Here is a 24,719-nt window from a genome sequence, read left to right as displayed (position 1 = left end):
TCTACGGTGGACTCTCCCTGCTAACGTGGCTGTACCATGACGACTACTGTTAACGATCTCCGAATTCGGATGCGCGCTTTACCGGCTAACTCCAGACGAAAAGAGATGGCCGAGATTGCGTTCGAGCTAGAGTATCTTTCTTTATTAGCTGCACCGCTGCCTAGAGATATATTCTCACTGTATCTGGAGGTGCTGTCAGATCCTCTAGTTTTCTCTAAGAGTGGCACAGATAACTTCATTTCTGGATTATATAATGAATTTGATAAACTCACCCTCGACCAAAAAAGCGCCCTATTAGAATCACTGGTCAATAATTCAAAAGAATATAATGACGATAAGTTGCGTTTCTCCGTTGGAGATATGATCGCGAGAAAGTACCCTATCCATGTTGCACTGGGTGCTTTCCGCCGAATGTGGTTTTCCGGTGAAAAACACTCCCAGACCATTGCTCAATTTGGTGTGAATGTCTTGTCTTTAGTGCTACCCAAAGAGGGGCCTGAGCGCGATGAGCTTCGCAAATTCGGATTGGAAATGGTGCGAAAGGAGAAGTAATCATCGATTGACGAACTATCGGCGCAATGGGCAACTCTATCTCCCAAGATACATCGCCATGATCTGCGCCCGCTCATGCCCCAACTCGCGGCTAGTAGCCAGCCGAGCCTGCGCATCCAGCGCGCGTTGAGCTGGAGTCAGCGTGCGCGCAGCAGGCCCGCCGGCAGCCGAAGCCTCCCAGCCGGTCAACGCATCATACCAATTGTGCCGGTGGCACAGGCGGTGCGCGACGACGTCATCGAATTGCTCGACCAGCCCGAGTACGGCGATTACTACCAGCAGGACGAAGACCCGCTGTGGGGCCCTCCGCCGCGTGCGCCGCAGATCAACAGCGTCGCGTGGTTCCAGTGCGATCACCTCGGCACACCGCAGGAGTTGACCGACGAGCACAGCGAGATTGCGTGGAGCGCGGAGTACCGTGCGTAGGGTGTCGCGCAGGAGGCGATCAGGAAAGCGGCCGGAGGCAAAGCTCCAATCGCAAACCCCGTCCGCTTCCAGGGGCAGTACCATGACCACGAGTCGGGGCTGCACTACAACAGGCATCGGTACTACGATCCTGAAGTGGGGCGATATATCAGTCTCGACCCGATAGGATTGCAAGCGGGGAGACAGGCTGCCCCATCACACAGCTTTTAACCACACCCTCGCTCGGAGGCGCCGCCCATCCGATACTGGATGCGGCCATGACCGCGACGGACAAACCGATTTTCTTCATCGATATTCCCTCTGGATGTGCTGTCCGCGCAGGAGGTTTATCTGCGGGATTCGGATTCGCTCAATCAGGTCAAGCGCGAGCATGCGCTGGCGGCGGTGGCGCTGTATCGGTCGCTTTGGGGTGGGTGGAGCAGGAATGAGGCGGTGGGTGGGCCGCAGGTGGGGGCTGTGGCGAAGAACTAGGCGTGATCACGATACGGCGCCGGCTTCCACACTTGCCGGCGCCCCGCTCGTCAGCCACACGATCCCAGACATTGGACCGACGACAACGCGATCAGATAAACCGCCGCCCACGCAATGCCCAGTCCTGCGATAACGGCGACGACAACGGTGACGATACGCGTGATGGGCTTGTGCCAGAACCGGATCGCAACGAACACGCCGGCAGCCAGCAGCCAGCAGGAGCACCATGAGGATCGGGCCGAGCACATTCATTGCAGCGTCATCGGTCGAGTGCCAGCTTCGCGCCGAGCCCCAGCAGGATCGTTCCCATCACCGCATCGATCGGCTTGCGCAGTTTCGCGTAGCCGACTTGCACACGGTTCGTCGAGAACAGCACGGCGACCGTGCAGAACCACGTCAGTGATACGGCGACGACCACGGCCAGCGTCGCGCCATGCATCCATGCCGGCGCCTGCGCGGGCAGCAGCGTGACGAACAGGCTGCCGAAGAACGCCGCGGCTTTCGGGTTGGTCAGGCCGACCAGCAGCCCTTTCCGGTAGGCGTGCACGCCGCCGCGAACGACCGGCTGGCTCGCGGCTTCAGCCAGCTGTGCCGACTGGCGCAGGCCCGACAGCGTCTTGATGCCCAGATAGATCAGGTAAGCGGCACCAGCGATGCGAATCGCCTCGTACAGCCACGCAAGCTTCGCGACGATCAGCCCGAGCCCGAAAATCGCCATCGCGGCCCAGACCGCATGCGACGACGCGATGCCCAGCGCAGCCAGCAGGCCCGCGCGGCGATTGCCGAGCGCATGGGACGAAACGGCGATCAGGTCGGGACCGGGGCTGACGCACGCCAGCAACATCACGCCGCCGACTGCGGCGAGTTGGGGAAGATAGCTCATGGCGGTTCGGGCGGATTCGGGTAAAGGAGGGGAAAGTCGGCTTACTCTAGCACGCCGATTTTGGTTGCATGCGGGACGGTCCAAGACGCGGCACGCGGGCAGCCAGCACCCGCTCTTTCCCACCGCGCCCCTTGCATCCGCGAATTACAACGGCGGCCGCTTCAGCTTCACCCAGCGCTGCACCGACGCCCGCTCCCACTGCGCACGCGCATAGTCGGCAAGGCGCTGCGGCACCGGATCGTCATTCAGCACCAGACGGTTCAGCATCACCGCCAGGTCGACATCGGCAATGCTCCACTCGCCGAACAGGTTGGCCGCGCCCGGCGCGAGCAGCTTGTCGGCAGCCACGAACAGCTTCTGCGCGGCGGCTTGCGCCAGGCTCGACAGCGGCTCGCTCGACGGCCCGTAGAACAGCACTTCGGTCGACCGCTCCGTCCGAACCGGCATCAGGTCGCTGCGCAGCCACGCCTGCACCTGCCGCGCCCGCGCACGCTGGCGCGGCTCGACCGGATAGAGCCGCGTGCCCGGGAAGATCTCGTCGAGATACTCGGTAATCGCCGACGATTCCGACAGCGCGAAATCGTCGTGCACGAGCGTCGGCACGCGTTGCGTCAGCGAGGTCGCCGCGTAGTCGGGTGCGAAATGCGCGCGGTTGCCGAGATCGACGGTCACCAGTTCGTAAGGCAGCGCCTTTTCCTCGAGCGCAACGAAAACCGACATCGCGTAAGGGCTCGCATATTGCGTATCGGCGTAGAGACGGAGATGACCGGTTTGCACTGCTGGCTCCTTGTGGGTGCGAAGGCCGGCGGCGGCTCGTTGATGCGCCGACAGGCTTCGGGTGGGTCGATGCGGTTGTGCGACAGGTTAGCAGCAGCCGATGCGGTGGTGATTGCAGTTTTGTGTCCGCTGCCGCGGCGAGATCATCCGGCGTCGGGCCAGCGGTATCCGATCACCTCGGTCAACGGGTACGCGAGCTCGCGGACTTCTTCCAGTTGGTTGCCGCCGAAGAGATACACCTGTTCGTCGTCGTGACGCAGGTAGAACCCGACATGCCCTTTCCAGCTCGCGGGATCGTCGCGCGTCAGGATCGCGATGCAGCCGTACACCGGGCGCTCCAGCGGCCGGCCCCATTCGAGCCACGAACGCGCGAGCGCGGAGCCCGTGCCGCGAACGCCGGCGTGCGTCATGCACCAGTTGACGAACGACGAGCACCAGGAAATCTTGTCGTCGTAGCCGACCAGGTTCGTCTGGTTGTTGTATTCGACGATGCGCGGGTTGATGCTGCCGGGCGGATGGCGGCGGATGCCGAGTTCGGCCATTGCGACAGGCATCCACGGCGGATGGCCGGTGTCCGGCTTGCTCTCGGAGGTTGATCGGGTCACGTCTGCCTCGATTCATGGAGATTGATCGCCAATCGTCGCATGAATCGCGTATGGCGACGAGCCCGCCGTCAACGCGATGCCCAATGTCATCCGCCATGCGGCGCTGGCGTGCCGACCGGCTCCGGTGGCGCGCTTCGCCATGCCGGCGCTCGGCGGCCGGGGCGCACTACGGCCTGGGTTGAAGCGCGCGGTATTTCGCGGGTGTCGTACCCAGCGCCTGCTTGAACATGTTGATGAAGCTCGTCACGGCCTCGTAGCCCAGTTCATCCGAGACCTGCTGCACGCTTCTGCCTTTCGCCAGCGCCTCGAGGGCGACCATCAGATGCAACTGCCGCCGCCATTTGCCGAACGACATGCCGGTCTCCTCGAACAAGCGCCGCGACAACGTCCGCTCGCCCATGCCGACGTGGCGGGACCATTCTTCCACGGTACGGCGATCGCCCGGCGAGGCGATCAGCGCCTGCGCGATCTGCCTGACACGAGGATGTCTCGGGATCGGAAAGTGCGTGTCCACCCGCTCCATGATGGCGAGCTCTTCGATCAACAGCTCGACCATCAACGCGTGTCGCCTGACGCCGGGTTGGGGCGGCCTGTTTGCCAGTTCGACGATGATCTCGCGCAGCATCGGGCTGATGCGCAGCGTGCGGCATTCATCCGGCAGCCCCGTCACCGATGGGTGAATGAAGACGAAGCACCCTTCGGCCGCGGGCGAAGCGCGGCTGACGTGAGGCAGCCCCGCGGGGAGCCACAGTGCGCAATGCGGCGGGATGATCCAATGCGCATCGCGCGCCTCGCAAGCCACCACACCCTGAAGCGACAGAACCAGCTGCCCGTCCGGATGGGTATGGCGGCGGCCTGCCACGCTTTCACTCAAGGCGCCGAAGCGCGCTGCGGTCACGGAAAAGGTCATCGGTCGAAGCGCAAGGAGATGTACATACGGGTTGTCGAGTTACACGTATTTTTTGTCAAAATACACGATATCCGCAAGCCTACCGCTCCAGTAACCTGCATGCCGAATGACGGACACCTCCGTCTGCCTGCCCCATGCCACTGGAGAACGAATGACTGACGCCACCACGATCGCGCGCATGATCGAATCCGCCGATGGACACCCTGTCCTGCATCCGTCGGGCGCCCGGATGAACATCAAGGTTTTCGCCGCCGAAACGGGCGGGGCTTATTCGCTCATGGAAACCGTGCTGCCCCCCGGCGGAACCGTGCCGTTGCACATCCATGAAGACGAGGACGAGAACAATTTCATTCTCGAAGGCGAGCTGACGATGCAGATCGGCGAGGTTCAGTACACCGCAAAGGCGGGCAGCTATGTGGTCGCGCCCAAGGGGATCACCCAGCAATTCCACAATGCCGGCACGGCGCCCTGCCGATTCCTGACGACGTTCACGCCCGGCGGGGCGGAAGGGTTCTTCAAGGAAGCGGGCGAGCTCGTGCGGCTGGCGGCCCCCGGCAAGCCTTCCGCCGACGCGCTTGCCGCGCTTCAACGCAAGTACAAGCTGCGCTACCTGCCGGCGGCTTGAGGCGGGCACGCTGCAGAGGGTCGGGCTTTCACTCATGCGGGGGGTTGCGATTCCGTCGCGATCCCCGCTTATGATGTCGCGAGGCACACGACCCTCACGCCCGCCATGCGCATCACGCCCCTGCCGCCCCTCCAGTGCCTCGTCGCGTTCGAAGCCGCCGTGCGGCACGCGAGCTTCACGCGCGCGGCCGCCGAGCTGCACCTGACCCAAAGCGCGATCAGCCGGCAGATCCAGCAGCTCGAGGAATTCCTCGGCCGCTCGCTGTTCGTGCGCGAACACCGTTCGCTGCGGCTGACGATTGCCGGCGAGCAATACGCGGCGCAGGTGCATCACCTCCTCACGCAATGCGCGGAAGCCACGCACGACGTAATGAAGCCCTACGGCGATCTCGAACTGACGATCGCATGCTCGTCCGGCGTGGCGCTGCTGTGGCTCACGCCGCGCCTGCCCGCGTTTCGCACCGCGTATCCGAACATCAAGCTGCGGCTGATCGTGCGCGACGGGCTCGCGTCGATGTCGCCGGCGGAGTTCGACGTGGGCATCTACTACGTGCGCCAGCAGGCGCCCGCCGAATACACCGCGCGGCGCCTCTTCGACGAGGAAGTGTTTCCCGTCTGCGCGCCAGGCTACCTGTCCGGCCGCACGCTCGACGCGGCCGATCTCGCGCACGAGACGCTGCTGCGCCTCGAGGACGGGCAGCGTCAGTGGATGTCGTGGTCCGAATGGTTCGACCAGAACGACATCGACCGGCAGAAGGCGCAGCCGCAGGACATCACGATCAACTCGTATCCGCAGATCGTGCAGATGACCATTCTCGGCCAGGGCATATCGCTCGGCTGGCGCTACATGATCGACGCGTGCATCGAAGCCGGGCTGCTCGTGCGCGTGACGGAGGCGTCCGCGAGCCACGGCGGCGGCTATTACGTGATCTCGCCAAACGACCGCGCGCAGAACCACGCCGCGCGCCTGTTCACACGCTGGCTGTTCGAACAGGCGGAGCGCCAGATGGCGCCCTGACCCATCCGGAACGCAACGCATGCGCCCAGCGCATGCGTGCATGCGAATCTTTCGTTTCAGAAAAAAATCCGGCTGTCCTTAGCATGGGATTCACGCGGGGCAGCCGTCCCGTCTTCTGATTCGGATAGAGGAAGAGACCATGCAAGGAACGCTTTCCCCGCGCGCCGCGCCTGCCGTCGACGCGGCCGTGCAGCAGCGCCGCCGCGCCATCGTCGCGACCGTGATCGGCAACGGCCTCGAATGGTTCGACTTCACCGTCTACAGCTTCTTCGCGGTCATCATCGCGAAACTGTTCTTTCCGACTGGCAACGAACTGACGTCCGTACTGCTGACCGTCGCGACGTTCGGCGTCGGCTTCTTCATGCGGCCCGTCGGCGGCATCGTGCTCGGCATCTACGCGGACAAGGTCGGGCGCAAGGCCGCGCTGTCGCTCACCATTCTCATGATGGCCGCCGGCACCGCGCTCATCGGGCTCGCGCCGACCTACGAACAGGCCGGTATCGCCGCGCCGCTGCTGATCGTCGTCGCGCGGCTGCTGCAAGGCTTCTCGGCCGGCGGCGAGATGGGCGGCGCCACCGCGTTCCTCACCGAGTACGCGCCGCCGGAGAAGCGCGCGTACTACTCGAGCTGGATCCAGTCGAGCATCGGCTTCGCGGTGCTGCTCGGCGCCGCGACCGGCACCTTCGTCACGACGTCGCTCGACGTGCAGGCGCTGCATAGCTGGGGCTGGCGGCTGCCGTTCCTGCTCGGAATCATCGTCGGGCCCGTCGGCTACTACATCCGCAGCCATATCGACGAGACGCCCGCATTCAGCGCCGTCGAAGCGCAGGCGAAAGAAAGCTCGCCGCTGAAGGAAGTGCTGTCCACCTACCCGCGCGAGACGTTCGCGAGCTTTTCGATGGTCATTCTGTGGACCGTCTGCACCTACGTGCTGCTCTTCTACATGCCGACGTATTCCGTGCGCACGCTGCATCTGCCGCAATCGACCGGTTTCGCGGCCGGCATGGTCGGCGGGCTGATGATCATGTGCTGCTCGCCGATCGTCGGCCGGCTCGCCGACGTGTGGGGACGGCGCGTGTTCCTGTCCGGATCGGCGCTGGCCATCTTCTTGCTCGCGTGGCCGATGTTCGCGTGGATCAACCATGCGCCCGGGTTCACGTCGCTGATCGTGTTCCAGGCCGTATTCGGCGTGCTGATCGCGACCTACACGGGGCCGATCCTCGCGGCGTTCGCCGAACTGTTCCCGACCAAGGTGCTGTCGACCGGGCTGTCCGTCGCGTACAACTTCGCGGTCACGATCTTCGGCGGCTTCGCGCCGTTCCTGATCACGTGGCTCATCGCCCGCACCGGCAGCAACATGGCGCCTGCTTTCTACGTGACGCTTGCGGCGGCCGTCAGCTTCATCGGGACGCGCTTCGTGAAGGACGCCAAGCGTGGCGCTTCCGTCAATCGATAAGGATCTCTCTCCATGACCATTACCGTGCTGCAAGGCGGCAACGTACTCGATCTCGAACGGGGCGTGCTGCTCGAACATCATCATGTCGTGATCGACGGCGACCGGATCGTCGAAGTAACCGATCGGCCGGTGGATTTTCCGAATGCGCGGGTGATCGACGTGCGCGGCAAGACCGTGATGCCGGGGTTCATCGATTGCCATGTGCACGTGCTGGCTTCGAATGCGAATCTCGGTGTGAATGCGACGCAGCCGAATATTCTTGCCGCGATTCGGTCGTTGCCGATTCTCGATGCGATGTTGTCGCGTGGGTTTACCAGCGTGCGGGATGCCGGGGGCGCGGATTGGAGCTTGATGCAGGCGGTCGAAACCGGGCTCGTGTCGGGGCCGCGGATTTTTCCGTCGGGAAAGGCGTTGTCTCAGACCGGCGGGCATGGGGACTTTCGGCCGCGTGGGGATTTGCTGGAGCCTTGTTCCTGCTGTTTCAGGACGGGGGCGATCGCTCGGGTGGTGGACGGGGTCGAAGGTGTGCGGCTCGCCGTGCGTGAGGAAATTCAGAAAGGCGCGACGCAGATCAAGATCATGGCGTCAGGCGGCGTGGCTTCGCCGACCGACCCGATTGCGAACACGCAGTATTCGGAGGATGAGATTCGGGCGATCGTGGATGAAGCCGAGGCCGCGAATACTTATGTGATGGCGCATGCGTATACGGGGCGGGCGATTGCTCGGGCGGTGCGCTGTGGGGTTAGGACGATCGAGCATGGGAATCTCGTGGATGAGACTGCGGCGAAGTTGATGCATGAGCATGGCGCGTTTGTGGTGCCTACGCTTGTCACTTATGACGCGCTGGCCAAACACGGCGCGGAGTTCGGGATGCCGCCCGAATCGGTGGCAAAGGTGGCTTCCGTTCAGCAGAAAGGACGCGAATCGCTGGAAATCTATGCGAACGCCGGCGTGAAGATGGGGTTCGGGTCGGATCTGCTCGGGGAAATGCACGCGTTTCAAAGCGGAGAGTTTCGGATTCGGGCCGAAGTGCTGGGGAATCTGGAAGCGCTCAGGTCGGCGACGACTGTGGCGGCGGAGATCGTCAATATGCAGGGGCAGCTTGGGGTGGTTGCCGTGGGGGCGATCGCCGACCTCGTCGTGCTGGATGGGAATCCGCTTGAAGATATCGGAGTCGTGGCCGATGAAGGCGCGCGGGTCGAGTATGTGTTGCAGCGGGGGGCGCTTGTGAAGCGGCAAGCCGGTGGGCGTTGATTTGATGACTTGACGCCATTCGGCTGTTTCGGCAGGCGACGTGTCGCCTCACGGGCCTTGCGGTCGTGACAGTTGTTGAAGGTGGCTGGAGGTGTGAGTCGCGGCGTTTGCGGCAATGGCCGGGGCGGTGTCGCCCCGGCAGTCAGTCGCATTCGGGAAACGCCTGCATTCCACTCGCCAGGGCCGCATCAAGCGGCCCTTGCAGGCGTTATAGCGGCGACGGTCCAGGGTCAGGATCGTGGTACGGCTGCTCTCGCAACGCCAACTGGCTGTAATCCGGCGTGATCGTGATCTGCCGGGTCACGTAGTTGGCATCCACGTATACGCGGTCGCCAGGCTTGAATCCGAAGATCTTGAAATCAATGTCGATCGCCTTCATCCACGGCAGATACGGCCAGCCTCGCTTGGGAAGGTCCGGGTAGTTGCGCAGGACCAGCTCAAACGTCTTCTGCATGTTGACCGGTTTGTTCTTTCTACGACGTGGCTTAGTATTGGCGTCAGCCATTTCCGACTCCTTGGGTGAGTTGGTGGTGGTCAGCGGGTCGTATGGGTTGCCGCCCATGCGGCCCGCGCTTCTTTGATGCCTTGGGTTTCCCCTTCTTTCTCCCCTCTTCGCTGGGTCTTGTTGGGCAAGACGGCTTTCTTTCGACCATCGGTGCGGAGGGGACTGCGTTCTACTCCCGATGACGAGAAGCATGGCTTCAAGACCAGTGTAGTTGGGCTGGCATCTCAGAAATGGGGGATTGGGGGGGATTGGCCGTTAGGTATAGGGAGCGTGTCCGTGCCTGATGCTTCATGTCAGTGATTCGGAGGACTTGTACCCTATGAATCGCTAGGGCCGATCGATCCAGAACTATTTCGATTGCGGGAAATACTTCAACCTCGACTCTTACTAAGCCGTATGGCACACGATCGTTGGCGCTCAACGCGTGAATTACGAACGGCCACACGCGGCCGTCCCTTAAGGACTGAGTTGGAACGCCACTCGTGCGCGATTACCGCCAACGCTAACGTCGGAAATCGATCCCTAGCCGCCACGCGGACCTCCGCAGTAAGTGGCGCGGGAGCAGACGTGCCTCGGAGAACTGCGCAGGTTCTTCGGAAGTTGCTCTGGAAACGTCGCCGGCGGAGTTCTCCCGCGCAGCCTAGGGGCTTGTCCAGACCTTCGATAAATCCCAAAATAGGTAGATAGGCAGCCGTGCTCAAACTCAGCCTAGCCGACAATAACGAAGAAGAATCTGACCGAGCTGCTCCGCGATGACTGATTATCTCGACCTAGAACGACGTTTTAGCCTCTTGACCGAGTACTCGGTCAAGGAGCTTCTGACCTTGAATATCTTTGGCCGCAAGCACTTAGGCTGGGAGCAACTCCTCGCCGGACGATTCTCGCTCATCACTGCACGCGCAAATTTCGGCAAAACAACGGAGCTGCGAGCTTGCGCGCAGCGCCTCCGTGACAACGGTCAGCATGCAGTGTTCGTTGCCCTTCACCGACTTCTCGAAGAATTCGACTTTCAAATCGCTCTTGAAGCCACCGAAGCCAAAGCATTCGAAGCATGGGAGGCCTCGCCCACCGAGCGACTGCACATGTTTGTTGATTCTCTGGATGAGGCAGTGCTAGGCCGGGAGTCGGGGCTACAGTCAGCTCTTCGTAGGGTGTCCAGGGCAGTTGGGCGTCCAGGTGCGGATGTCAGTTGGATTCTCTCGTCGCGCCCCGCTACTCTCACGCCTTCTGTTCTTGATGTTGTTCAAGAAGAACTTCGTGCAACGCTCTATGCGGGCGACGCGAACGACGAGTCGCCCGACGACACGTCAGAAGAAATGGAAGTAACCGAAGCTCCGAGCGCTGGACTCGCCGTGTTCGATGCCGGCAGCACGGTTAAGTCGAGGTCAGCCCCGAAGGAGCACTTGAAGGTCTTCCGGTTACTTCCCCTCTCAAGGAGGGCGGCGAGGTTGTACCTCGAGAATCGCCATAGTGTCGCTAACGGCAAGGCATTGCTGGAGGCAGCGCGGCGTTTCGGGCTAAATGAACTCGCGGATGGCCCCGGAAGTCTCGACGTACTGGCTTACGTCGACCCGGTGACCAATCCGCCTAGCGACCTAACCTCCGTCTTTGAGCGAATGGTTTCTGCTGTCCAGGCTCAGCAACGCTCAGACCGCCGCGAAACGCTGGTGGGACGGCCTTCCCCGGAGTGCCTGAACGAGGCTTTGGAGAAGCTCGCGGCAGCTTCAGCCGTTTGTCAGCTGCCAAATATGGAGTTGGCAGCGGATGTTCTCAGAGTGCAGGATGGAGTGCTGTCGTGCCGGCCGCTCGTGGGTTCTTTGCTCTCTGAAAGTTCATTGACGTATCTGCTTGGCTCCAGGCTGTTCATCGATTCGGGCCAGCATCAGGTCAAGCTTTATCCCGATCAACTGCTTCCCTATCTCGCCGCAAAGCGCCTCTCGTCCCTGGTTCAGTCGCCCGAAGACGCGCACCGGCTTGTTGCTGCGCTGTCGTGGAGGGCAGCGACTGGTGAATGTGGAGTACATCGAGCGCACCTGACTCTCGCCGGCTGGCTATCCACATTCAATGTGCACTGCAGGTTGGAGTTGCTAGAGGTTGAACCGCAGGCCGTTGCGTTCTTCGGTGACCTGCGCAGTACGCAAGTTCCGTTGGCGGACGCGAGCGCAGCACTGAAGCGCAGCGTGGAGCGGCTGGACACTTGCGGCGACACGCTAGGACGCAATCATTTCACTCTGACGGCGGAGAACTACTGGCAAGCCGCGAAGCCCGGAATTGAACCCACACTTCTGGAGGCCTACGACAGCGTTGGCTCTGACTGGCACGCACGCGTCGCGCTTCTCGATATCGCTACCTACGCTCGTCTGGATGTCTTCCGTGACAAGGTTCTGTCCGAGCATGGCAACGACTACGCGAAGCTGCTAGGAAATCCAGCCGAGCTCGTGTATCTGATGTCGCTCGAACGAGATGACGATGCTCAATCACTCGCTGATGCGGCTAAGACGTGCCCGCACCTTGAAGAACGAACGCTTCAGCTTCTTCTTAGCGAGCTTGCGTGGAGGACATTCGACGCTGACACGATCGCTGAACTGGCAAGCAAGCAGTACATATGCAACGGCGGCGGGTTCAATCTCACTTGGGCTCTCACACACGATGTCGCTGACTCCGCACGCCCGGAGCAACTTGCGGCGCTCACCGAGAGGTTGCTATGCCGCATGGTGAAAAGCTTTGACGCGAAGCGTTACGAGTACCAAGAAAGGTGCGACAACTTTGCAGATGCTGTTCAAGAGTTGATTGCGCTCGTTGTTCGAACCGATAGCCTTCCTGTCGAACGCGTCACCAAGCTGTGCCTGACGTACTACCAGGCGCACGGCAAGCTCCACTTTGGAAGCGGCGAGCAGGCTGAGCTCCGCGCTGCGCTGAAGGTGTCCGACGCCGTTCGCCGGGACCTACTTCGAGCAGCCATCGCTCAAAGTGACCGAACGCCTGAAGGAATCTGGAAGACGTTTGTCTCCTACGGGATGTACTCGCTTTGGCAAGATGGCGATGTTGATGCGCTTACCGAGCCTGGCTTCACCGAACTGGTATCCACGTTCAAGGAGAAGGCTGCTGCGCAGAAGTCGGTTACTCGGCCCCAAAAGGCGAAGCAAGAGAAGCTGGAGCTGGGCAAACAGTCCAAGGACGCGCTGTCGATCGAAATTGGTAGCGTGAGAGACGGCTCGAACACGAATGCGCTTGCCTGGATTGCCAATTGGCTATGCCGGACAAACCACGACGCACGCTACGGCGAGTGCGACTTCTCGGCGTTCGAAAAGGCAGCGGGCGTCGACCTTGCTAACGCCGCCCGAGCAGGGCTTAGCGCCATATGGCGCACGCGTGCACCGGAGTTTCAGGAGCACGAGCGCAACACCACATACTATGTGACCGTCGCCGGCCTTCAGGGGCTTCACCTTGATCTTGGAGATGGCGCCAAGCTTCCGGTGCTGTCCACCGCCGAGGTTAAGCGAGCTCTCTCCTACGGGCGCTTTGAAATCAACGGATATCCGAAGTGGTTCTGGTCCGTCGTGCGCGCCAATGAGGCGGTAGCCCTCGAGGAATTCCACGAAGTACTGGCCAAGGCAGACGCCGGCGCGGTATCAGCTGACCAGGCAGATGCTCTGATTCGGCATTTGCCGGACGCGCCTTCTGCGGTTCAGCGTGGCCTGTCCGGCGCGGCTTGGACGTTCGCGACAAGCTCAGCGAACGTTGACTCGTATGCGCTTACAGCTGCCCTGACCTGCGCGGTGGTTGAAGGGGCAGATCTAGACCAAGGCGCTTTCGAAGGCGAAGCTTGGTCGCACATGTCTGTAGCTTTCCGCGACCCACTGCCCACCCATGGTTCTCTCGCCTCACCTGGGGATACAGATGAGCAGAAAGTGCGTAGTGATCTTGAGGCCCGTATCAGCGCCATGACGCGCCTCCGCTCAAACGCGGTCGTGTGGGGGCTGTTCTGGCTGTTTCATTACTCGGCAACCTTCAGTGCGCGGTGGGACAGTTGGCGTGCAGCCGAGCAGCGCGCCGCGGAAGAATTCATATTCGATCTGGCCGCGTATGTCGGCCAGGACCAGCGGAGCCGTTTGAGCGGCTTAACAGAGAGAGGCATGGACGGCCTGAGGGCTCTCGCGGCCCTTTACGAGTGGGTGGTGACTGTCGTGCGTGAGCCCGACGATATCGTTCACGAAGATGGACGGGTGTTTCACGTTGGCGCCCGTGATCACGCACAGCGTCTTCGCGACTCGCTGCTCCCCGTAATCTCAAGTGCCAAGTCCCAAGCGGCCTACGTCGTACTGGACGACCTTCGAGAGAAGACCAGCGGGGCGCGAGCGAAATACATCAGGCAGTTGCAATTTCAGATGCGCGAAGAGGAAGCCTACGTCGTTCCAGTCACCCAGCAGAACTACGCCAAGTTCGAACGCGACTTCGCGCCTCCATCCATTGGATTCACCGCTTTCGCTCAAGCCGTCCACAACGACCTGCTCGCGGTACAACGTGACATCGAACATGGCGAATTCAGCCTTCGGCGTATGTTCAATCTTGTGGTCATGAAGCACATCAAGACGGAAACCGAAGGCCTGGCCCTCGAAGAAGACTTCCAGGCACTTCTCGGGAGCGAGTTGAATCATGCAAGCGGCGGTCGTTATGTCGTGACACTGGAGCCAATCCTTCCAGCGGCAACCCGGCGCGATGTGCTGTGTCAGGTAGGTGAACTTCGAGCCACTGTTGAGCTCAAGATGTCCGAGCGTTGGACTGTTGCCGACTACCTCGTGGCCTTGGACGAGCAGCTGAAGGGGCAGTACATGCAGACTCCGAACTCGAAGATTGGCTTCTTCGTAGTTGTGCTCCAGCGCCGTAGGACGTGGAACAACCCGGCTGGCGGTAAGTTGGATTTTGATGGCTTGATTGCGCTGCTCAAACGGAAGGCGCTGGAGTTGCAAGCTGCGGACCCCGCTCTCTTTTTGCGCATTATTGGCATTGACGCGGCGCCGCAAGACGATTTTCGCAAAACGATGGCCGTCACGAAGGCCGCCATAAGCGGACCCCCGAAGTATGCGGACGCGCATGGCAACACGTGGTCTGGAAAGGGGCGCCGGCCAAAGTGGGTGAACGACGCTCTCACTGCGGGGAAGATGCTAGCCGACTTTGAGATCAGCCAGCCTAAAGCTGGGACCGATTCGGCAATCTGCGCCCGGTGGGTTTCGGATCCGGGCGCGTGAGGATTCAGAAGGCGATAGCGCTTGGGTCGTGCCCCGGCTAGCTCACCGGAAAGGAGCCGGTCGCGACTGACCAATCCTGGCCGACAGTCGCCCAACGTGGGCGGCGACATTCGACCCGTTGTGAACATTCGTTTTGCCTAAAGCAGACGTTGGAAAAGCGCTTGGCGATCGAATGCGGCACTCCTGTGCTATCAGTCGATCGCTGCACTGTGTGACCGAAAACTCAACGAAAGACCTCGATCCCCACAATTATCGATACAGTCAGATAATTTCATCATTGCGGGGAGCACCGCGTTCAATCCTGTTGATCACTAGGGCCGCACTAATACTGAGTGAGTGAACACATCCGAACCACGCCGACGTGCCGGCCCTTATGGAAACGACAATTTCTGGTTCTAAGTCTGCTACCTCGGTAAACATTCACTCTCGAGGACATCTCTGGCGAGTCGAACTATCTCCTGTTGACCGATGAACTCAAGGTAGTCACCGCCAGCTATTACTGCCATTCCTATCAGAATGTACGGGTTTCTTCTCGACCATGGAGGAGGCGGCACTTTCGCATAGATAGGAGAGCCGCTCATGCCATCTAGGTCGTCGATAACGCCGCGATCCGTGATGCGCAATTTATGTGTGTGGGGGTATCTGCCACGACCAGCGTAGGTTCCCAGCAGCCTTGCGGAAGCTAGGCGTGCCCCATTGTCTTCGATGCCTACGTCTGGTGTCGTACTTGAAAATCCATGCACGATAAGCTTTGGTGGCGCCTCGCAGGAAGCTATTTTCTCCAATAATTCCGGAGTACTGTGTAGATCCGTAGAACGGTGTAGTGCAATCTCATAGAGGTCATGTCGCTCCTTCGAGGCAACCAAACAGGCAAGATCCATATCGCCGTCAGCTCCGACATAGTCATCGAAATTCGTACTTGCCTTTGCCAACCCAACGTGCGTGAAATTAACGCAGGTATCTATCGAAAGCGTCATCCCGCTGCTTGTTATGTCCGCTGGCACTAGTAATCTAGCTGCCGTTGCAGTCAGATCCGATCCCAAAGTTCCGAGACAGTGGCGGGCCGTTATCAGAAACAAGTAGCCGTCTAGTCTCGCAAAGAACCCCGTTCCATGCATTCCTAACCAGTCGCCATTCGCGGAGATCATATTTACGGTGCTCTGCGGAAGACCACCACTAGCTGTTTTCATGTTCATCGTCTACATCCAATGATTTCAGGCGAGCGCAGCACGAAGCGCTTTCTCAAAAATAGGCACAATCCAAGGATCCTCGAAAATTAAGTTAATGGCCGGTTCAATCTTATTTCCAAGGGAGCGACGTACATTGGCCACTTCCGCAGCTACAAAAGGAAGGTGATCCAAAAATGGATTTGGGTTGCGTTCTCTGACAATGTATGAATTTTCCGCAATTCTGGAACGCATCAGGCGTCCGATGAAATGAATGTAATCTGTAGCGATTCCGATCCGATGATCCTCGGGTGCAGAAGCGTGCACGGAAACCTTCAATGCTATGACCGAGAGGTACAATGCCGTGACGTGGGCATCCCAAGAGATAGCGTGCTCGTATCGCTGCGTCTCCACATCCGCAAGATAGCGAGCAACCTTCGTGTTAAGTTTTGACAGAACGAAATTGGTAGCCTTTGGCTTTCGTGCGATGGTTAAGCCGAGATTTGTGAGAGCAGCGCCTCGTGCATCAGGGTCCAAAAACCAACCGCTGCGCTTGCCCACATCTGGAACCATCGAAAAAACTTGCGCAAAATATTGCTCGTCCAGTCGGTTTGCAAGATCAATTTTACCAATATCTCGAATAAGCGAGGAAACGAAAATCACAATGGCGTCTCGGTGTCTTATTATTTTAAAAAGCTCGACACCAAATCTTTCCACATCGATATCTTCAGAACATTTTTCAAAAAATTCAGCAATCAACTTCTGAACTTCATCTTGATAGTCAATCCGATTGACGACGATATTCCATATTTTGGAAAGAAGAATTTCGGTCGAATTTTTCGACGGTACTCCATCGATATTTGTTACGTCCTGACATTCGCAAGTTGACGTATGAACAGTTGACTCCGAGTCGCGCTCCCAAATCACGTCAGGCACCAAACCCGTCAACTCTCCCCCTACGAGCTCTAAGATGTAGGTGTACACCCGCCACGCCGTAATTTGATCCAGTTTGCAGATCGCGAACGGCCAATCGCCGGCGGCCTTGCTTAGGCTATTCGACAATAGAAAAACATTTGGTGTGTTGCTTTGATCTACAAGACAAAGGTAGCGATCGTGAAAAGCCTGCCTTTTTCCGTCGCCTCGCTTGATATGAGTTATAGATATTTTTCCCGCGAGCTTCGGCTCCCACTCCTTAGCCAGACTCTTAAGCTTTTCTAAGTAGTCATTTGTGGCCGTCGTCGCGGCTGAATCGGCGTCTGGGTCAACTTTCCCCGGCGAGACAAGAATAATAAGCTCGGCCGTCTCGTTCCCCTGCCGAGCAACAACCCGTTCGAGCGCGCTACTCCCTAAGTACGGGTCCGCGAGAAAAGCCTTAACTAAACCCGGTTTCTCAAGCTTTTCTTTTATCCAGCGAATGACTTCCAGCTGCCCGTCAATTCCCTGCTCAAACCATGTGCTTTCAAGACTGGCAGATTGTGGTCCGATTAGTGTACTTACACGTGCATGGTTTTTCCGGAGTATATCAAGACCGCCAGAGCGGTCTTCCGCGGACGGCCCAACGAATGACGCAGTATGTATGCGTGCTCGGTTCTCGAGGTCGGGGCTTGGGGGCGCGCCGGGAAACGGTGAGGGAAGGCTGTCTACCAGACCGAAAGCCAATAGATTGAACTGAATTTGTTGAGTGAATTTTCTGCTTATTGCGTCGACAAGTTGACCGCTTTCATCAAAGACTGAAACTGATATGTCGGTGATATGAGAAGGAGCCTTGACAACGACCTCTCCGACGTTTGAAGCGATTCGAACGAGCTCTGATCCTAAAATTTCATCGAAATTTCCAAGTCTTACTTGCAGTGTATATCCCTTGTTTAGTGGAGCCGAACGGCGTCGAACAACTACGCATCGCATAGATGTCTTTGTCGCCGCGTCAGGCTTGACGGGGACAATGTCAAACAGCGGGCCGTCGACATTTGCAGTTGCGTCTAAGCGGGAAAAATATGCGATGCTTCCGAAGGATTGTCGAGCCCCTAGAACGCCGGCCACGCCAGACATGGAGCCGACGATGGACTCGATTGCTTTGAGTGCTTTCGGGACTGTCCCGTGGAATTGAGTTACTTCCAGGCGCTCAACTAGCGCCTGCAACAGCGAAGTGGTCGCAATACCACTACGATACAGCAGACCAACTCCGCTGATTGGCGCGCTGTTCCACCACTCTTCAATGACCAATGGCCCGTATGGTTGCCCGCTTATTGTTTGGCCTCCGGCGATCGGACAATCGTCTGGTATACAGAAGGTTCCCTGTTCGATGTCGGCAAGCAATTTTGTTTCTTGATCTGCTGTGATGAGTTCGTCCCACGTGACTAACTCAAGTTCAGTTCCCGGTATGGCGATACATCCACCTTCCCGGACGTGGAAATCTCTAGGTAGGTGTGGTGGCGGATACGCGCCGGAACCTCGTACTGAGCGAAGTTCGACATGGCATACAGTTGGGGCGAGTTGAGGGTCCGCGAGGCCAAAAACGGTAATAGCGGTAGGCATGTTTGGTGACTCAGGTGATGATTGTTATGATGGTGTACGAACAACTTCCACGGTCGTGGCCCTTTGGTCGGCTAGTCAACAGAGCGGCCCGTCTAAGAGTGCAAAGAGAGTCTAGACGCACCGAGCCAGCAAGTGTATGGAGATGGGTTGAGCGAGATGAATTGGTTTGAGGCGGCTGCATCACTAAAGCGGACTCGACACGGTCTAAGGTGGCATCGCGCATTGCGCTACTGGTCATTTTTCATGAATCCGTCAGAGCGAAGGGCTCTAAATGTAGAGCCCTCGCCATCTGTAATTGCTTCGCGCATAACGACACGTGGAAATGAGTGGTTGAATTGTTGACGATTTCGGCATTGATGTCGAATGAACGAAATTGGCTGACACCGAACGGTCGTTCGACAAAACTGGACAGAGACGGTTGCTCGCTATTGAACAACGTCATTCAGCATTACTTGCGCCTCGGACACAAGCTGCGAATATCGCCTTTGCACAGGCAAACGCTTCGCGAAACATTCCTGTCGCTTCTCCTCATCCACCCGCCCGACTCCACAAGCCGCAATCCCCGGCACCTTCACCTCCCGCCAGAGGACATAAACCCTCTCTCCTTGCTTGACAGAGACCGCCAACGTGTTCGGCCCTTCCGGCACCCCATCCTGGCTTTCCCCGAGCAGCAACGCCTTCACCACCGCATCAGCTGGCTTCCGCTTCACCGGCAACTCGGCAAACCGAAACGCCGCCGCATCATCGGCGAACACATCCGTATAAAAAGTCTCGTTATCGAAGATAACGGCAACATCATCCGTGGACTTTATCCCCGCGTCCGCCCTCTTCACCCAAGCCTTCAAAAGCGGAACTGTGGTAACCAGAAGACTCACCTTCTCGTCATCCGATTTCAAGAACAGCCCATCCGGCCCAGGCGTCATCCCGTCATCGGTGACAACACTTTGCACGTTACTCCCCGCCTTCCCAGAAAACCCTCTCGCCCTAACCGTCCCGACAAGCTTAACCAACCGCGCATTCACCTCAGCGGTGTATTTCTTGTCCAGATCCGCCTGATCTTCCATCCGCGCCGCTGTAATCGCGTCGACGGCTTTCTCCCGATAGGCAAGGTAAGAATCGGTAGGCGACGTAATCACCTTCGCCCCCACCGCAGCCGCCACCGCGACGAGCACTGCCGCCCCCACCCCGATCTTCCACTTGGAAATGCGTTTCATTTTTATAACCGTCACCGAATCCCGCGCAAACATGCAAAAACGGCCACCGTAACCCCACGGCAGCCGTCCCTCAGAAACGCCCTATTCTAAATCGCGAATCAGACTTTACTCATCCACCTTGAAAGCCGACACCAGCCGGGTCAACTCCGCCGCCTGCTGCTTCAAGCTCGCCGCAGCCGCCGCGCTTTCCTCGACCAACGCCGCATTCTGCTGCGTCATCTGATCGAGCGACTGCACCGCGTCCCCGATCTGGTCGATACCGGCACTCTGCTCCAGGCTCGCCTCAGCGATCTCGCTCATCATCGCGCTCACGCCCTGAACCTGCGACACCACATCGCGCATCACCTTCCCGGCCTCACTCACCAGCCGCGACCCGGTATTCACCGTGCCCGCGCTATGCTCGATCAGCGTCTTGATCTCCTTCGCCGCCTGCGCGCTGCGTTGCGCCAGATTCCGCACCTCAGAAGCCACCACCGCAAACCCGCGCCCCTGCTCCCCGGCGCGCGCCGCTTCCACCGCCGCATTCAACGCCAGAATATTCGTCTGAAACGAAATACTGTCGATCATCACGATGATCTCGGAGATCCGCTGCGACGCGTCGCTGATCTCCTGCATCGTGGTCACGACTTCACCCACCACCTGCCCGCCGCGCGCCGCCGTATCGGCGGCACCGTTGATCATCTTCGCGGCCGTCGTCGCCGTTTCGGTGTTGTTCCGCACCACGGCCGTGATCTCTTCCATCGACGAAGCCGTGCGCTCCAGGTTGCTCGACTGCCCTTCGGTGCGTTCACTGAGGTCCGCATTCCCGGTAGCAATCTGCGCCGATCCGGTCGCAATCGACGACGAAGCCGCGCGAATGCTGTGCACCAGCGTCGACAGCGACGACACGAACCGGTTGAACGCATCCGACAACTGCCCGATCTCGTCCTGGCTCTCGACCGTCATCCGGCGCGTCAGGTCGCCCTGACCGCTGGCGATCTCCGACAGCAGCGTCGCCGCGCGACGAATCGGCGCGGCGATCGCACGCCCCACGAGCCAGATCACGAGCAGCGCAACACCAAGGCCCACCACCGCCGCAACCAGCGCCGCGCTGCGAATCGCACGCGTCACCGGCCCGAGCAGTTCAGCCTGCGGCACCTCAACGACAACATACGCATTCAACTCCGGAATGAACGACGTCGCGATGAACCGCGCGCCGCCATCACCGTTGTAGCTCAGGTACGCATACGGCTGACCAGCCAGCAGCGTCGACGACGCATCCCCCGGCAACCCCTGTTGATCCTTCATGAAATGCTTGCCGTCGATCAGCGCCGTATCGCGATGCATCATGATCGCGCCGTCGGGACGCACGAGATACGCGAACCCGCTCTCGCCGATCCGGTAAGCGGCAATGCCCTTCGCGAGCGCATCGACGGACAGGCTCATGCACGCAGCACCAATCGGCACGCCATCGAGCTCGACACGGCTGTTGATGAACATCATGTAGCCGCCGACCGTCACCTCGCGGTCCATGTTCACGTCGAACGCCTTGCCGGACGACAGGAAGCCGATCAGCCACTGATCCTTGTCGGTCACCTTCCGCTGCAGGCCGGATTCGTTGTAGTAGTTGCCGCTCTTCACGGACACCCACTGCACCGACGCCGCCTTCTGCTCGTCCTTCACGTTCTTCGCGAGCTGGATCCAGTTGCGCGTGCCGGCGTCGGGTTCGCCTTCGGCTTCCCATTGCAGCAGGAACGCATCGCGCGCGAGAATCCGCGACGCGGCGATCGGCCCGGCCATCTGCCGCTGCACGTCGGCGCGGATGCCGTTCACGGCCGTCGGCAGCTCTTCGCGCACGACACGATCGCGCACCGCGTTGCCGATCAGGCGGATGCTGAGCCCGCTCGAGATCGCGACGAACACGAGCAGGCAACTCGTCATGCTGAGAATCAGCTTGTTCTGTATGGAAAGCTTGCGCCAGAAATGCATGGGGAACCCTCGATAACCGCTCGGTCTGAGCCAGTTTGGGTTATCGGCATGCACGCGCAGAACCGCATCGCTGATCTCACATGGTCATCATGCGAGATTCGTTATGTCGTTGTCAGGCGGACATATGCGGCCGCTTATAGATGCGCGAACAACGAAAATTCAGCGCCAATCAATATGCAACGAAGATCGTCACCCGCCGGTTGCGCGCCCGCGCAGCGGCATCGTCACCCGCCACGAGAGGCTGCGTATCGGCCCGCCCGATCGCCGCGAGCCTGTGCGGGGCGACGCCGCGCTCGGTCAGGTAGCGAACGACGCTCCCCGCGCGCGCTGACGACAGCTCCCAGTTCGATTCGTATTTCGCGTTCGCGATCGGCACGCTGTCGGTGTGGCCTTCGACGAGAATCTCGCCGGTCGCGTGATCGCTCAGTGCCTGCGCGATCTGGTTCAGCACGGGCGATGAATCGGGCAGCAGGCGCGCATCGCCTACGTTGAACAGGATCTTCGCGTCGATGCCGATCTCGACGCCATGCGGCGCTTTCACGAGCGAGATCCGGCCGTTCGACTTCAACGAATCGAGCAAGGCGAGCCACGGCGGTGCGTGCTCAGGCGTCACGGCAGCGGTAGCAGCAGTGGATGCGCTCGCCGCGCTTTCCGCATGCCGCGCAAGCGTCTGGTACCGCGCGTCGAGCGCGTTGTATTTCGCGAGCTGGAGCACGTACAACGCGAGAAACAGCACCATCAGCGTCGTGATGAGATCCGCGTACGAAATCAGCCAGCGGCCGGATTGCGCGCCTTCGAGTTCGTCGTCGTCGCGATCGGCGGCGGATGCGCCGTCAGTTCGAGCAGTCATGCGATTGGCATTCCGGGTTCGTCGTATGACACACGCGCCTCACGCGAGCGATTCGACCGCGCGCCCACGCACGTCGCCGGTCAGGCGCGTTTCGATCGTATGCGGCGATTCTTTGCGCGAGATCGCGAGCAAGCCGTCGAGATACAGCTTGCGAAACCGCAGCTCGCTGTCGATCTGCGCGCGCAGCTTGCCGTAAAGCGGCAGGAACACGAGGTTGGCGAACGCCAGCCCGTACAGCGTCGCGATGAACGCAACCGCGATGCCCGGCCCGAGTTGCGCCGGTTCGAGAATATGGCTCGTCACCTGCACGAGCCCGAGCACCGACCCGAGAATGCCGAACGTCGGCGCATAGCCGCCGGCTTGCTGCCACACACGCGCAGCGGCGAGGCGGCTGCGTTCATAGGCATCGAGTTCGCGCTGCAGCGCGTCTTCGAGCACGGCAGTCGATACGCCGTTCGCCAGCAGTTCGAGCCCGCGGCGCGCGAACGGATGGATGCCGCTCACGTCCATCGATTCGAATGCGAGCAGCCCGTCGAGCTTCGCGCGGTCGCCCCATTCGAGCACGTCGGACAGGTTCTTGCGATCGACCTCGCGCGCACGGACGAACGCGAGCCGCAGTTGCTTCACCGCGTCGAAGAAGCGCGCCCACGTGTTCTGGATCATCACCGCGCCGAGCGTGCCGCCGAGCACGATGACGAGCGCCTCGAACTGGAACAGCATCGAGAAATGCCCGCCTTCCAGCGCGAAACCGAACACGATCGCCGCACCGCCCAACAGCACACCGGCCAGGGTCAACAGGTCCATGCGCGTCTCCTCGTCATGCGTCCGATGCCGATGCGACAGGCACGGTGCCCACCGCCGGCGCCTTTGCCGCTCGAACGGCGTCCAGCACGCGCTGCTCGATATCCTCGATCTCGACCGGATCGAGCTTGAGCTCGCGACGCATCACCCACGACACCTCGTTGCGCCGAGCCTCGGTCATCACGGAGAACAGCTTGTCGGCCACCGCGCGATCGTCGAGATTCGCGATCAGCTTCGCGAGATCGTAGGTGTCGAACGTGCTGACGACGTCGAACAGCGTGCGCTGGTCGATCGACACGAGATCCTCCAGCGAGCGCACCTCTCCACGACGCGCGTTGCGCCGCGAGAAGTACGTCACGCCCTTCTGTTCGACGTAACTGAGGACCTTCGATTTGCGGAACGCGAACAACTCGTCGGCAATCTCGCCGTTCGACAGCTTGTTGAGCAGCATCGTCTTCTCGACGCCGATCAGCGCTTCGAGATCGGCCAGCTCGATGAGTTCGAGTTCGCTGTTGATCGACAGGTCGAGATCGTGATCGGCCACCTGCTGCGCGCGATCGATCACGCGCGCGGCGTCGAACGTGACGACCTGGCGCGCATCGGACGACGACGCATAGTCGACCGCCCCGCCCGCATGGTCCGCCTGCGCCGCTTCGATCGTGACGAGATTGAGCTTCTCCATGCGTCGCAGCATCGCGAGCACGTGCGGCCGCGAGTGGCCGGCGATCGCGCGGCATTTGCGGATCACTTCGGCGAGCGGCACCGAGGTTTCGGCCGCATGGGCCTGCATCGGCCGGCGCGCCCAAGTGTCGCCGCCATCGCGCGCTTCGGCGCCCGCCATCAGCGACAGCACATGCGCATACGACAGCACGCCCGGCATGAAGTCGGCATGCGTGTAGGTGGCGAGCTGGTCGTCCTTGCGCTTCACGCGGCGGATCATCGTTCGCACGATGTGGCGCAGCAGCGCCGACACGCGCTCGATTTCTTCGTCGAGCGTGCCGGCCGGCACGACCGTGAGCTGACAGAATGAAAGGGCCTTCGCGGTATGAGCGCGCGGCTCGGCCGCGAGCAACGCCGATTCACCGAAGAACTCGCCGCGGCCGAGTGTCGCGACGACGACGCGCTTGTCGTCGCATCGCGTGGACAGCTCGACCTTGCCGTCGGTGATCAAGAAGATGACGGGCTCACCCGCAAAGCCCTCGGAGTAAATGATTTCCCCGGGCGCCGCTGTACGCGTCCACGATTGCTGACGATTCACGTCGATTCCCCTGCTGCGCTGATTTTTTCGGACTGCGCGTCGCACGTCGAAAGCATGCGATCACGAGTCGTCCCCGTGACTCGTTTACGTCATCGGGCTCAACATCCTTTAGGGGATTCGTCCTCGTTTCTAACCGAAATCAAGGTAAAACGTTTGCGAGCCGCGCAGCCACAGCAGAAAGTTCATTTCGATGCCTG

Annotated in this window: 20 protein-coding genes and 1 pseudogene; 9 read left to right on the top strand and 12 right to left on the bottom strand. The window is 60.1% G+C overall.

Annotated features, from left to right (window positions below):
* Positions 1 to 36: 36 nt before the first annotated feature.
* The 4 genes and pseudogenes from C5O79_RS15370 to C5O79_RS38570 form a co-directional block, all read left to right on the top strand.
* A complete protein-coding gene (locus C5O79_RS15370) occupies positions 37 to 552 on the top strand; it encodes a hypothetical protein (protein WP_131931455.1) in 516 nt (171 codons plus the stop codon).
* A gap of 222 nt (positions 553 to 774) precedes the next feature.
* Positions 775 to 978 (top strand): RHS domain-containing protein, encoded by a 204-nt coding sequence (locus C5O79_RS38820; RefSeq protein WP_167348401.1) that lies wholly within the window; start codon positions 775 to 777, stop codon positions 976 to 978.
* 18 nt (positions 979 to 996) lie between these two features.
* Complete coding sequence (locus C5O79_RS38815; protein ID WP_081421267.1) at positions 997 to 1,188, top strand: RHS repeat-associated core domain-containing protein; 192 nt, start codon at positions 997 to 999, stop codon at positions 1,186 to 1,188.
* A gap of 35 nt (positions 1,189 to 1,223) precedes the next feature.
* Positions 1,224 to 1,449 (top strand): annotated as a pseudogene (locus tag C5O79_RS38570) (RND transporter); the annotation flags it as partial.
* Between the two features lie 259 nt (positions 1,450 to 1,708).
* Here the strand turns inward: C5O79_RS38570 and C5O79_RS15355 are convergent.
* The 4 genes from C5O79_RS15355 to C5O79_RS15340 all read right to left on the bottom strand — a co-directional run bounded on the left by C5O79_RS15355 (position 1,709) and on the right by C5O79_RS15340 (position 4,624).
* Positions 1,709 to 2,332, bottom strand: a complete 624-nt coding sequence (locus C5O79_RS15355) for a LysE family transporter (protein WP_046549426.1) — start codon at positions 2,330 to 2,332, stop codon at positions 1,709 to 1,711.
* Between the two features lie 144 nt (positions 2,333 to 2,476).
* A complete protein-coding gene (gene yfcF / locus C5O79_RS15350) occupies positions 2,477 to 3,109 on the bottom strand; it encodes a glutathione transferase (RefSeq protein ID WP_122475136.1) in 633 nt (210 codons plus the stop codon).
* Positions 3,110 to 3,252: 143 nt separating this feature from the next.
* On the bottom strand, positions 3,253 to 3,663 hold the full coding sequence (locus tag C5O79_RS15345) for a TIGR02594 family protein (protein ID WP_122477349.1): 411 nt from the start codon (positions 3,661 to 3,663) through the stop codon (positions 3,253 to 3,255).
* Between the two features lie 217 nt (positions 3,664 to 3,880).
* On the bottom strand, positions 3,881 to 4,624 hold the full coding sequence (locus tag C5O79_RS15340; protein WP_122475133.1) for a helix-turn-helix transcriptional regulator: 744 nt from the start codon (positions 4,622 to 4,624) through the stop codon (positions 3,881 to 3,883).
* Between the two features lie 151 nt (positions 4,625 to 4,775).
* Here C5O79_RS15340 and C5O79_RS15335 point away from each other — a divergent pair, with 151 nt between their 5' ends.
* From C5O79_RS15335 to C5O79_RS15320, 4 genes are all read left to right on the top strand, one after another.
* Positions 4,776 to 5,249, top strand: a complete 474-nt coding sequence (locus tag C5O79_RS15335) for a cupin domain-containing protein (RefSeq protein WP_053060263.1) — start codon at positions 4,776 to 4,778, stop codon at positions 5,247 to 5,249.
* 105 nt (positions 5,250 to 5,354) lie between these two features.
* Complete coding sequence (locus C5O79_RS15330) at positions 5,355 to 6,266, top strand: LysR substrate-binding domain-containing protein (RefSeq protein ID WP_122475128.1); 912 nt, start codon at positions 5,355 to 5,357, stop codon at positions 6,264 to 6,266.
* 139 nt (positions 6,267 to 6,405) lie between these two features.
* Positions 6,406 to 7,722 (top strand): MFS transporter, encoded by a 1,317-nt coding sequence (locus C5O79_RS15325; protein WP_122475126.1) that lies wholly within the window; start codon positions 6,406 to 6,408, stop codon positions 7,720 to 7,722.
* A gap of 12 nt (positions 7,723 to 7,734) precedes the next feature.
* The gene (locus C5O79_RS15320; protein WP_122475123.1) at positions 7,735 to 8,976 is read left to right on the top strand and encodes an amidohydrolase family protein; all 1,242 of its coding nucleotides are present in this window, start codon (positions 7,735 to 7,737) and stop codon (positions 8,974 to 8,976) included.
* A gap of 208 nt (positions 8,977 to 9,184) precedes the next feature.
* Here the strand turns inward: C5O79_RS15320 and C5O79_RS15315 are convergent, their stop codons facing one another.
* A complete protein-coding gene (locus C5O79_RS15315) occupies positions 9,185 to 9,481 on the bottom strand; it encodes a hypothetical protein (RefSeq protein ID WP_075686987.1) in 297 nt (98 codons plus the stop codon).
* 752 nt (positions 9,482 to 10,233) lie between these two features.
* On the opposite strand from C5O79_RS15315, the gene C5O79_RS15310 reads away from it, so the two are divergent.
* On the top strand, positions 10,234 to 14,730 hold the full coding sequence (locus C5O79_RS15310) for an H-NS histone family protein (RefSeq protein ID WP_131931453.1): 4,497 nt from the start codon (positions 10,234 to 10,236) through the stop codon (positions 14,728 to 14,730).
* Between the two features lie 404 nt (positions 14,731 to 15,134).
* Here C5O79_RS15310 and C5O79_RS15305 read toward each other — a convergent pair whose 3' ends face one another.
* The 7 genes from C5O79_RS15305 to C5O79_RS15275 form a co-directional block, all read right to left on the bottom strand.
* Positions 15,135 to 15,926, bottom strand: a complete 792-nt coding sequence (locus tag C5O79_RS15305) for a hypothetical protein (RefSeq protein ID WP_131931451.1) — start codon at positions 15,924 to 15,926, stop codon at positions 15,135 to 15,137.
* A gap of 18 nt (positions 15,927 to 15,944) precedes the next feature.
* On the bottom strand, positions 15,945 to 18,431 hold the full coding sequence (locus tag C5O79_RS15300; protein WP_131931449.1) for a VPA1262 family N-terminal domain-containing protein: 2,487 nt from the start codon (positions 18,429 to 18,431) through the stop codon (positions 15,945 to 15,947).
* Between the two features lie 425 nt (positions 18,432 to 18,856).
* Positions 18,857 to 19,645 (bottom strand): hypothetical protein, encoded by a 789-nt coding sequence (locus C5O79_RS15295; RefSeq protein ID WP_163009015.1) that lies wholly within the window; start codon positions 19,643 to 19,645, stop codon positions 18,857 to 18,859.
* A 105-nt stretch (positions 19,646 to 19,750) separates the two neighbouring features.
* Positions 19,751 to 21,613, bottom strand: a complete 1,863-nt coding sequence (locus tag C5O79_RS15290) for a methyl-accepting chemotaxis protein (protein ID WP_131931447.1) — start codon at positions 21,611 to 21,613, stop codon at positions 19,751 to 19,753.
* A 169-nt stretch (positions 21,614 to 21,782) separates the two neighbouring features.
* On the bottom strand, positions 21,783 to 22,463 hold the full coding sequence (locus C5O79_RS15285) for an OmpA family protein (RefSeq protein ID WP_122475116.1): 681 nt from the start codon (positions 22,461 to 22,463) through the stop codon (positions 21,783 to 21,785).
* 39 nt (positions 22,464 to 22,502) lie between these two features.
* Positions 22,503 to 23,267 (bottom strand): flagellar motor protein, encoded by a 765-nt coding sequence (locus C5O79_RS15280; protein WP_046549576.1) that lies wholly within the window; start codon positions 23,265 to 23,267, stop codon positions 22,503 to 22,505.
* 13 nt (positions 23,268 to 23,280) lie between these two features.
* Positions 23,281 to 24,522 carry a cyclic nucleotide-binding domain-containing protein gene (locus C5O79_RS15275; protein ID WP_047851688.1) on the bottom strand — a complete coding sequence of 414 codons (1,242 nt, stop codon included), beginning with the start codon at positions 24,520 to 24,522 and terminating at the stop codon, positions 23,281 to 23,283.
* Between the last annotated feature and the right edge of the window lie 197 nt (positions 24,523 to 24,719).

It is taken from the genome of Burkholderia sp. SRS-25 (assembly GCF_004343765.1).
Classification (GTDB): domain Bacteria; phylum Pseudomonadota; class Gammaproteobacteria; order Burkholderiales; family Burkholderiaceae; genus Burkholderia; species Burkholderia contaminans.
Note: the sequence above shows the minus strand (reverse complement) of the source record. Positions and strands in the feature narration are given on the sequence as shown.

Bases quoted from the DNA above. Each gene is read 5' to 3' on its own strand.
- C5O79_RS15295 (WP_163009015.1), bottom strand. From the start codon at position 19,645: ATGAAACGCATTTCCAAGTGGAAGATCGGGGTGGGGGCGGCAGTGCTC.
- C5O79_RS15305 (WP_131931451.1), bottom strand. From the start codon at position 15,926: ATGAACATGAAAACAGCTAGTGGTGGTCTTCCGCAGAGCACCGTAAAT.
- C5O79_RS15370 (WP_131931455.1), top strand. From the start codon at position 37: ATGACGACTACTGTTAACGATCTCCGAATTCGGATGCGCGCTTTACCG.
- C5O79_RS15330 (WP_122475128.1), top strand. From the start codon at position 5,355: ATGCGCATCACGCCCCTGCCGCCCCTCCAGTGCCTCGTCGCGTTCGAA.
- C5O79_RS15355 (WP_046549426.1), bottom strand. From the start codon at position 2,332: ATGAGCTATCTTCCCCAACTCGCCGCAGTCGGCGGCGTGATGTTGCTG.
- C5O79_RS15315 (WP_075686987.1), bottom strand. From the start codon at position 9,481: ATGGCTGACGCCAATACTAAGCCACGTCGTAGAAAGAACAAACCGGTC.
- C5O79_RS15320 (WP_122475123.1), top strand. From the start codon at position 7,735: ATGACCATTACCGTGCTGCAAGGCGGCAACGTACTCGATCTCGAACGG.
- C5O79_RS15325 (WP_122475126.1), top strand. From the start codon at position 6,406: ATGCAAGGAACGCTTTCCCCGCGCGCCGCGCCTGCCGTCGACGCGGCC.
- C5O79_RS15300 (WP_131931449.1), bottom strand. From the start codon at position 18,431: ATGCCTACCGCTATTACCGTTTTTGGCCTCGCGGACCCTCAACTCGCC.
- C5O79_RS15280 (WP_046549576.1), bottom strand. From the start codon at position 23,267: ATGGACCTGTTGACCCTGGCCGGTGTGCTGTTGGGCGGTGCGGCGATC.
- C5O79_RS15285 (WP_122475116.1), bottom strand. From the start codon at position 22,463: ATGACTGCTCGAACTGACGGCGCATCCGCCGCCGATCGCGACGACGAC.
- C5O79_RS15310 (WP_131931453.1), top strand. From the start codon at position 10,234: ATGACTGATTATCTCGACCTAGAACGACGTTTTAGCCTCTTGACCGAG.
- C5O79_RS15335 (WP_053060263.1), top strand. From the start codon at position 4,776: ATGACTGACGCCACCACGATCGCGCGCATGATCGAATCCGCCGATGGA.
- C5O79_RS15345 (WP_122477349.1), bottom strand. From the start codon at position 3,663: ATGCCTGTCGCAATGGCCGAACTCGGCATCCGCCGCCATCCGCCCGGC.
- C5O79_RS15290 (WP_131931447.1), bottom strand. From the start codon at position 21,613: ATGCATTTCTGGCGCAAGCTTTCCATACAGAACAAGCTGATTCTCAGC.
- C5O79_RS15340 (WP_122475133.1), bottom strand. From the start codon at position 4,624: ATGACCTTTTCCGTGACCGCAGCGCGCTTCGGCGCCTTGAGTGAAAGC.